The following is a 6,680-nucleotide window of genomic DNA, read 5'->3' as shown; positions in this document are numbered from 1 at the left end:
TTTTAAAATTTGTAGGTGGAATACTTCCATTTGTACAAGAACTTTTAAAAGCAGTAATGTAAATTCATTATTCCGCAATTATTTATAAAAATTATCATACCTTAATACGAAAAAAGAGGAGGAAATAATATGGCAATCGCAATGGCAGTTTTAAAATTTGTAGGTGGAATCATTCCATTTGTACAAGAACTTTTAAAAGCAGTAATGTAAGTTCATTATTCCGCAATTATTTATAAAAATTATCATACAAATGATCTGTATATCAAAAGTGAATTGATGTGCAGATCATTTGTGTGAGCAAGCTTTAGAAAAAAAGAATCCCAAAAGAAATAAGGGATTCTTTTTTCTGTTTTCGTGATTCACATTTTTTCGCTTATGTAAATGAAAAACCCCTCAGAAAATTCGAAGGGTTTTTCATTTCTAGATACATTGATTGCTGACAAAAAAGTCTTTCAACCGCATTATTTCTTTTCTAGTGTAACGGGAAGAGTAAACCAAAATTCACATCCTTGTTTTCCATCTGGACGACTCCGAACACCAATTTCTCCTTTATGCATTTCCACTAGTGATTTTGCAATAGCAAGTCCAAGTCCAGACCCTCCAGATTGTGAACTTCTTGATGGGTCTGTTCTGAAAAAGCGTTCAAATATACGTAATTGTTCATTATAGGAAATCCCTTCCCCTTCATCACGCAAAGTGAATATAACTTGCTGTTTCTGTTTATTTCCCTCTACAATTAACTCGATTGTGCCACATGTAGGAGAATGCCGAATCGCATTATGTAACAAATTATTGATAACTCGTGCTATTTTACATGGCATAATCCAAAGTTTTGGCAATGTATCCGAAACACGTAATTGCAAATCAATCTCTTTATCTTTCAATAGGATAGCGTGTGAATCTATTACTTTTAATAGAAGGCTATCTACATGTGTTAAACTTGGATGAAATGCTTCTTGTCCAAGTTCTAACTTAGAAAGCTCAAATAAATCATTAATTAATCCACTTAATCGTTGTATTTCGTTTAGGATTGTCGTTAAATATTGTTGTTTCATATCAGGATCTTCAATTAAACCATCCTGTAACGCTTCTATCATCAATTGCATGCTAGCAAGAGGAGTTCGTAAGTCATGCGAAATATTCGCAATCAGCTCAGTACGTTCTTTTTCTCCTTTTTCTAACTTAGTAAAGCTTTCTTCTAATTTTTGTGCCATTTCTTGAAAAGCTGTGGCTAATTCTTTAAACTCTTCTGGTTCTTTCCCAATTATGTACATCGTTTCAAAATGTCTATCACTAAATTGTTTGGTTAATGCAATTAAATTTTGGATTGATTTCATAATAGGACGTGTCATTAACCAGTAAATAATCGTTGAAATAGTTAGTGCTACAATCACGATTACTGTAAGTAACCGTGTCTGTTCTGGTCTAAGTAACATTTGCCTTTCGCTATACCAGATAGAGATTAACATAATACCCGTACTTAATAAATTCATCAATAACAATTGAACCCGTAACTTCATATTTCATTTCCTCCATCTGGCTCAAAGCTATAACCTATGCCCCAAACTGTATGAATCCAACGATTCTTTGTTGTATGTTTCTCTAATTTATCACGTAGGCGACTTACTAAAACTGTTACTGTATTTGTACACCCTTCATACTCGAAAGCCCAAATTTTTTCAAGAAGTTGAGATCTTGAAAATACTTGTCTTGGATGTTTTGCCATAGTATGAAGTACCTCAAATTCTTTCGCTGTTAACTCAATTTCATGCCCACATACAAATACCCGTCTATTGGTTGGGTGAATCTCTAAATCTAGGAATCTTATTATTTCTGATACTGGTTCTTGTACTTGTATTGTTGCTTGATTGCCTCTTCGTAATAAAATTTGTACCCTTAATACTAATTCACGAGGCGAAAACGGCTTTGTTACATAATCATCCGCGCCTATTGTTAATCCCAGAATTCGATCTCTTTCTTCTCCCCTAGCAGTCAACATAATAATAGGAACATTAGAGTGTAGGCGAATTTCCTCACATAGTTCCCATCCATCTTTTTTCGGCATCATCAAATCTAAAACAATGAGATCTGGTTGATATTGCTGAAATAAATTCCAACCTTCTTCTCCATCTACAGCGGTGTATACTTCATATCCTTCTCTTTCTAAGTACCGTTTGCATATTTCGCGGATATTATCTTCATCTTCTATAATTGCAATTCTTGTTTTCATATATAAAATCTCCTCTGTTCCTTTATCAATAATAAAAGAAATTTTTTTGATCCACTTATAATATTGTAAAATGTTTTTTCTAATTGTTAGTATTTTTATTTTACTAACGATTAATATAAAATTTATATTCGTGAGTTTATCTTACTTTAAATATCTTTCATATTTCTTTCGAAAATGTAACAAAACTCTTTCAAAAATATCATGAAAAAGTATTACTTTCTATAAACAAATGTGGTGCATATTTTATCGGTTCTGGTGCGAAAACTTCAAGATAATTGCAAGTAATCTCTAAATCTTGGACATACTGATACTATTACTCTAAAAAAGGTGCGTGATCAGTATAGAAAAGCGAAATTTATTCAAGTGGAAGCATTATCATCACGATATTATTTTGCAAACAGTAAGATGGTACCTACGGTACAACTTGAGCTTTCGTGATTTGGTCGAAATGATGGAGGAACGGGGCTTATCCTTTGCTCATACAACGATTATGCGTTGGGTTCATCAGTTTGGTCCTGAATTAGAAAAAAGAATCCGTTTTCATCTCAAGCAAACCGATGACTCTTGGAGAGTCGATGATACATATATCAAAGTAAAAAGTCAATGGATGTACCTGTATCGTGCAGTTGATTCAGAGGGTAATACAATTGATTTTTATCTAAGTAAATCAAGAGATAAACAAGCAGCCAAGCGCTTTTTCAAGAAAGCCTTGGCTTTTTCGTATGTTTCTAAACCTCGCGTGATAACAGTAGATAAGAACCCTGCCTATCCTGTAGCGATTCAAGAGTTGAAAGAAGAGAAACATATGCCTGAAGGCATACAACTAAGGCAAGTTAAATATCTCAATAATATAGTGGAACAAGACCACCGGTTTATTAAAAGACGAGTTCGTTCTATGTTAGGATTCAAGTCGTTTAAAACAGCAATCTCTATATTGAGTGGTGTTGAAGCCATGCATATGATGAAAAATGGGCAACTTGTTTTACCGGACAAGTCTGTCCAAAAACAGAAATAATTTATTCATAAATTATTTGGCTTAGCTTCATAAGATAGAAATGAAGAGAAAATTGCTACTCTATGTTTCTAACTAATATTTTTGCACCAGAACCTTTTTATATGCAATATTGCATAATATTATATATATTATTCATGTTATGTTTAGAAATTATAATATACTTAAAAAGTATATTATCATGAAAGGAGATACACCATGTTACCAAATACAACACGTAAACTTAACAAGAAGAAGAAATGGATTATCAGTGGGGTTATTACATTAATTGTTATCGTTGCAGCCATCAATATTTTTGTCATGCAAGGTAAAAAGAAGGGTGAGGCAAAGGCAGATAATGTTAGCTTCGAAAAAGTAACAGAGCGTAAACTTAATAATACAAAATTGATTTCAGGGCAGGTGAAGCCGGGGAATATTGAAAGCTTCTATGCGGATCCAACTAAAGGAAAAGTGAAAGATATTGCAGTGAAAGAAGGACAAGAGGTAGAAAAGGGAACGAAATTATTCTCTTATGATAATGAAGAAATTAATTTACAGGTGAAACAAGCTGAGCTTGATCAGAAGATGGCTGATATGCGTTACGATCAAGGGAAAAAGAAGATTGATTCATTGAATAAAGAAATTAAGAAGGCAAAAGATGGTGGAGCTGCGAAAGAAGTAACAGATCCGTTAGAAGAGCAAGTAAGCGAATTAGAAATGGCACAAAAAACAACTGATCTTGAAAAAGAAAAAGGAAAGTTACAAAAAGAAGAGTTAAGTAAAAAACAGAAAGAACTTACGATTTATAGTAATTTTACAGGTGTTGTACAAAAGTTAGATAAAGATGCAGAACAAAGTTCATCTCAAGCTTTANNAAAAGTCACAAATTCAAAAAGACCAAACGTTTACTGTAACTGCGAAAGCAAATAATAAGAAGAAGTGGACAGGTAAAATTACAGAAGTAAGTGAATTCCCAACGAGTGCAGAGATGGCTCAAGCAACTGGTGAAGGAACTCAAAATATGTCTCAATATACATATAAGGCAAGTCTTGATAGCCAAGATGGTTTATCTCCAGGTTATCACGTTTCTTTACAAGTAAATTTAGAGAATAAGACGATGATTGCTGTTCCAAGTAAGAGCATTGTAGAAAAAGGCGAAGATGCATTTGTTTATATCGAAGAAAAAGGAAAGCTTAGTAAGAAAAATGTGAAAAAAGGTGCGAATGATGGAGATTGGACAGAGGTTATTGAAGGCGTAACAGTGGGGCAAAAGGTGGTTAAAAATCCTTCCGACAACGTGTATGACGGAATGGAAGTGAAAGAGAAATGATTACGCTAAATAATATTTCTAAAACATATTATCAAGGGAAATTGGCAGTGCCGATTTTACATGGTATTAGTTTAACAATTCAGAGTGGTGAGTTTGTTTCAATTATGGGACCGTCTGGTTCCGGTAAATCAACGCTTATGAATATTATCGGTTGTTTAGATCGTCCAACAGAAGGCAAATATATACTGAATGATGTGAATATCTTAACAGCAGACGAGTCAAAACTAGCTTTAATTCGTAATGAATATATCGGCTTTGTATTCCAGCACTTTAATTTATTACCGCGTCTTTCCGCAGTGGAAAACGTTGAACTTCCGCTCATTTATGGTGGGGTGAAGAAGGCAGAGCGTCGTCAAAGAGCTCTGGAAGCGCTGGGGAAAGTTGGATTATCAGATAGAGTACACCATTTGCCAAGTGAGTTATCAGGTGGACAGAAGCAACGTGTAGCGATTGCAAGATCGATTGCAAATAATCCGACTTTCATTATGGCTGATGAGCCGACGGGTGCGCTTGATACGAAGTCTGGTGAACAAGTTATGGACATTTTCACGAAGCTAAATGCAGAAGGTACGACAATCGTTATGGTTACGCATGAAGAAGAGGTAGCAGCTTATTCATCTCGTCGCATTGTACTGCGAGATGGGAAAATTACTGAAGATAGAAGGTGTGCAGTATGAGTTTACTAGATAGTATGAAAATTGCCCTATCTTCTATTTTAGCTCATAAACTGCGTTCAGCTTTGACGATGCTCGGTATTATTATCGGAGTAGGTTCTATTATTACTGTCGTTGCGATTGGGCAGGGCGGGGAAGCGATGCTGAAGTCGAAAATCGCTGGTTCTGGTAATAACCTTATGCCAATTCAGTTTAAGCCGGATATTAATGATGAGTTTGCTATGGGTGGGCATGAGGTACCAAAATTAACGGAAGAAGATATTCTTGAGGTGAAACAGGTAAAAGATGTTGCCCATGTTATTACGACGAATAGTACGATGGAAACCCTTGATATAAACGATAAAAAAGCAATGATTAATGTTATTGGACTAGATAGTGAATATTTTCAAGTAAATAAAGTGAAAATGGTCAAAGGCCGTTCATTAAATGAATCAGATATTTCGCAAGGGAATAACGTTGTGATGATTAGTATGAAGGCAGAAGAGACGTTATTTAAAGATGAAAATCCAGTAGGGAAAATTATTGAAATGAAAGGACAGCCGGTGCAAATTATCGGTGTCTATAAATCAGATAATGAATTTATGGGATTTGAAACTGAGGAAATACTGATTCCTCTCACTTTATGGCCTGTTTTATACGGAACAGATGAAATTCAAAGTATCGCAATTCAAGCTAAAAATGTAGAAAATTTGGAATCAGCAGGAAAAAAAGCTATTGAAGTATTAAATAGTCGTAAGCCGAGTGAAATTCCAGGTAAATATGAATTAGTGAACTTAAAAGAGTTCCAAGAAGGAGTTTCTAAAGTCACTAATATCATGACAATGATCATCGGTGGTATCGCAGGTATTTCATTAGTCGTTGGTGGTATTGGTGTTATGAACATTATGCTCGTATCTGTAACGGAGCGTACGCGTGAAATTGGGATACGTAAAGCACTTGGAGCAACGCGTAGTAAAATTTTATTACAGTTTTTAATTGAAGCCGTTATGTTAACGCTTCTAGGTGGTTTAATTGGAATTGCTCTTGGATATGGCGGGGCATATATTGTCTCCACATTCGCAAAATGGCCACCGCTCGTTTCGTGGGAAGTTGTTGTTGGAGGCGTATTATTCTCGATGACACTTGGTATTATTTTCGGATTAATTCCAGCAAATAAAGCTGCAAAATTAGATCCAATTGAAGCACTTCGCTACGAATAGTTTACCAGTGTAGTAAAGATAAATATCTTTACTACACATACATATTGTTTGAGTCAATTGTTTGTACCATTCTTTAAGAGGATTATATATATAGAAGGAGGCGGAATAATGGAAGCGAATATTAATACACAAGATGTAGGTGCGAAAAAGCCATCATTATTTGGAATGATTACATCTCCTGGAGTACAATTTGAAAGAATGAAAACAAACAAGAAAGTTTGGGGTATGTTCCTATTAGTAGCATTGTTACAAGGGC

The 6,680-nt window shown here is 34.8% G+C and carries 5 protein-coding genes and 2 pseudogenes; 5 read left to right on the top strand and 2 right to left on the bottom strand.

Annotation, left to right across the window (positions count from 1 at the left end; translation table 11 throughout):
* Window positions 1-461: 461 nt before the first annotated feature.
* Window positions 462-1,520 carry a sensor histidine kinase gene (locus tag B5P42_RS28085; protein ID WP_113735772.1) on the bottom strand — a complete coding sequence of 353 codons (1,059 nt, stop codon included), beginning with the start codon at window positions 1,518-1,520 and terminating at the stop codon, window positions 462-464.
* Window positions 1,517-2,230: a response regulator transcription factor gene (locus tag B5P42_RS28080; RefSeq protein ID WP_113735771.1), complete on the bottom strand. Its 714-nt coding sequence runs from the start codon at window positions 2,228-2,230 to the stop codon at window positions 1,517-1,519. Before B5P42_RS28080 ends, B5P42_RS28085 begins: the two co-directional genes overlap by 4 nt.
* 340 nt (window positions 2,231-2,570) lie before the next feature.
* Between B5P42_RS28080 and B5P42_RS28070 the strand changes: the two genes are divergently transcribed.
* The 5 genes and pseudogenes from B5P42_RS28070 to B5P42_RS33565 form a co-directional block, all read left to right on the top strand.
* Window positions 2,571-3,245, top strand: coding sequence for an IS6 family transposase (locus B5P42_RS28070; RefSeq protein ID WP_113735773.1), 675 nt, complete (start codon window positions 2,571-2,573; stop codon window positions 3,243-3,245).
* 195 nt (window positions 3,246-3,440) lie between these two features.
* Window positions 3,441-4,551 (top strand): annotated as a pseudogene (locus B5P42_RS28065) (efflux RND transporter periplasmic adaptor subunit).
* Complete coding sequence (locus B5P42_RS28060; RefSeq protein WP_113735770.1) at window positions 4,548-5,228, top strand: ABC transporter ATP-binding protein; 681 nt, start codon at window positions 4,548-4,550, stop codon at window positions 5,226-5,228. Before B5P42_RS28065 ends, B5P42_RS28060 begins: the two are co-directional and overlap by 4 nt.
* Window positions 5,225-6,424: an ABC transporter permease gene (locus B5P42_RS28055; RefSeq protein WP_113735769.1), complete on the top strand. Its 1,200-nt coding sequence runs from the start codon at window positions 5,225-5,227 to the stop codon at window positions 6,422-6,424. The genes B5P42_RS28060 and B5P42_RS28055 overlap by 4 nt, the downstream gene beginning before the upstream one ends.
* Before the next feature lie 108 nt (window positions 6,425-6,532).
* A pseudogene (locus B5P42_RS33565) lies at window positions 6,533-6,680 on the top strand (YknW family membrane protein); the annotation flags it as partial.

The sequence above is a fragment of the Bacillus sp. SRB_331 genome, from assembly GCF_003264175.1.
Taxonomy (GTDB): Bacteria; Bacillota; Bacilli; order Bacillales; family Bacillaceae_G; genus Bacillus_A; species Bacillus_A mycoides.
This window is presented reverse-complemented; position numbering and strand designations above follow the sequence as displayed.